The sequence below is a fragment of the Actinoplanes sp. ATCC 53533 genome (genome assembly GCF_003947245.1).
This window is the reverse complement of record NZ_QHHV01000470.1, coordinates 1-2,226: the sequence shown is the minus strand read 5'-3', so window position 1 is coordinate 2,226 and position 2,226 is coordinate 1. Positions and strand designations below refer to the sequence as shown.

Genomic DNA, 2,226 nt, shown 5'->3' with positions numbered 1-2,226 from the left:
GACGCCTTGACCGCCCTCGACCTGCCGCACGGTTCGCTGGTGATCCCAGCGATCGGTCTCGACCCCGCGACCATGATCTCCTACGGCAGCGTCGCCAAACCCGGCAACACCGCAGTCCTCGGCTTCGGCCAAACCGAACACATCCACGTCAATCCCGACGAGGCCATCGAGTACGACGCGGTTGTCACCCGCTCCGCCGACGTCGCGGCGGAACTCGTGGCCCGCCTCATTGCCGACCATCGGGCCAGTCCCGGTCTCCGCTGAACCCCCAGGAGGGCATGCCTGCGCCGAGGGACGGTGGGTGATCGAACGTCGTGCCCAGCGGGAGCAGACACCGAGAGAGGGCTGCGTGGCCGGCTGGATGTGATCAGTGTGAGCCTTACCGGTTCGAGGCGATTGGGCGCCGTGCCGTGTGGGTCTGTGGGGAGACCGGTCAGCCGTTCTCAGTCCAGCCGTCGTGGCCGGTGTCGCACCCGGCCGGAGGGCCGCGGGCTATACGCCTGGCCCGAATGGCTTGCGCACGTCACCTTGATCGTGGCTATAAGTGGCGGGTTTACGCAGCGTGATGGTGCTCCGATGGTGATCGGACGTCGGAGCACGGTGCAGCACTACCGGACCTTAATCAGCACAGCCAACTGGAAGCCGCTGTTCCTCGTACTGCCTGGATCATGCATTCGGCCGTGACCAGCCGAAACGCAAACCGCTCCTGACCTGGTATAACGCCACTAGAGCGAAGGCAGTAACAGAGTGTGCCCGCGACCACTAGTCGTCTGACTACGGATCAGAAGGTTAGGGGTTCGAGTCCCTTCGGGCGCACCAGATTATAAGATGCCTGACCTGCGGAAACGCGGGTCAGGCGTTTTGCTTTCTCCGGCCTGTGTGGACGATGGGTGCCACGTGGGGGCCGCTCGGGGGCGGGCTCTGCGGGCGAGGAGGACGTCGTCGGCGGGTCCGTGACCTGCCATTTGTTCGCTTCGCGGGAATCTGCCGGGGGCAGCGGAAACTGAATCGGGCCGGGGCCGATTGCGGCGGGCCGCGTTCTTGATCTTCTTGCGCGTCCGGCGGGCCGCGTCCAGCACCAGCTTGGCGGTCGCGTCGGCACAGTGGCGTTGGGTCGCGGGCAGCACGCTGGTGTAGGTGTCCGCGGTGACCAGGATGCTGGAGTGCCCGAGCAGGTCCTGCAGCGTCTTGAGGTCGGCGCCGGCCGCGTGGGCGAGAGACGCGGCGCCGTGGCGGAGATCGTGCAACCGCACCGGCGGGAGTTTCTCCGACTATGGCACACGCCAACAGTCTCGGCGGACGAAGCTCAACGCATGGTCCAAGATCTTGTCGCCCGACGTGCCCCGGTTATCGAGGACTTCGACGGCTTCCTGAAGGTGCTCGATTCGAGCCTAAGTCACGGTGAACACCTGCTGGTGCTGCTCTATCATTGCGGATCAGTCGGAGCGACTCGCGAGCAGTTGCGCGAGTGGGCTACCCCTGCAATGAGAAAGAACATGGGCAGGATTTATACACGGCTCGAACGCGAACTTAACTACATCCATCGTGATCCTGATCGCGTGCGGATCACGAGGCGAGGAATTGAATATGTGGATCAGTCAGGGATCGTGCTGAGGTAGGAGGTCTCAGGCGTCGCCCAATTTGTGGGCGCCGGGCGACACCAGCCGACCAGTCTTGGAATGGATTGCGTGGCGCACACGCCGAATATTGGAGCGATTGGCTTTGCTGGATCCGCGACCAGAGCTGCTGGCTAGAACGAGTTTAGACTTCGAAGATCACGTACGGATCGGAGGGTTCGAGGTTCGAGTCCCTTCGGGCGCACTGTAGGATCCAAAGGGCCTCAACCTCGGGGTGGAGGCCTTAAGTTCTGGACGAGCTGGCTCTGGCTCTTCCAGCCAGAGGCACGTCGGGCGCGGTCTGTCCGCCCGGATTGCTGGCGGGAGCAGCGCGACTTGCAGGGGAGGCGTGGTGAGCGCCGAGGCAGTGGGTGCGAGTATGCCGACGCAGGTGACATTGGATGACCTTGCTGTGATGGCGGCAGCCGATGAGAACCACCGTTACGAACTCAGTCCCGAGGGAGTGTTGTCCGTCATGCCGCCCGCGGATCCTGATCACGCGCTTATCGTGTCGCGGATGTTCGCTTGGTTCCTCACCAATGGCTACGGCCCGGAGCAGGTTGTCACGGACTGCGGCATCGATGTCGGTGGCGGGCGAGTTCCTGACCTC

Annotated in this window: 3 protein-coding genes, 1 tRNA gene and 1 pseudogene; 4 read left to right on the top strand and 1 reads right to left on the bottom strand. The window is 63.8% G+C overall.

Annotation, left to right across the window (positions count from 1 at the left end; genetic code table 11):
• Both DMB66_RS59260 and DMB66_RS59255 read left to right on the top strand, forming a co-directional pair.
• Nucleotides 1–264: hypothetical protein (locus DMB66_RS59260; protein ID WP_233625616.1), on the top strand; the 264-nt coding region annotated here is incomplete at its 5' end.
• 485 nt (nt 265–749) lie between these two features.
• A tRNA-Arg gene (locus DMB66_RS59255) sits at nt 750–819 on the top strand.
• 2 nt (nt 820–821) lie between these two features.
• Here the strand turns inward: DMB66_RS59255 and DMB66_RS65110 are convergent.
• Nucleotides 822–1,253 carry a tyrosine-type recombinase/integrase gene (locus tag DMB66_RS65110; protein ID WP_370321545.1) on the bottom strand — a complete coding sequence of 144 codons (432 nt, stop codon included), beginning with the start codon at nt 1,251–1,253 and terminating at the stop codon, nt 822–824.
• On the opposite strand from DMB66_RS65110, the gene DMB66_RS59245 reads away from it, so the two are divergent.
• Nucleotides 1,164–1,619, top strand: coding sequence for a hypothetical protein (locus tag DMB66_RS59245; protein ID WP_199753300.1), 456 nt, complete (start codon nt 1,164–1,166; stop codon nt 1,617–1,619). The two genes, DMB66_RS65110 and DMB66_RS59245, sit on opposite strands and share 90 nt — an antisense overlap.
• Nucleotides 1,620–1,995: 376 nt before the next feature.
• Nucleotides 1,996–2,226: pseudogene (locus DMB66_RS59240) on the top strand (Uma2 family endonuclease); the annotation flags it as partial.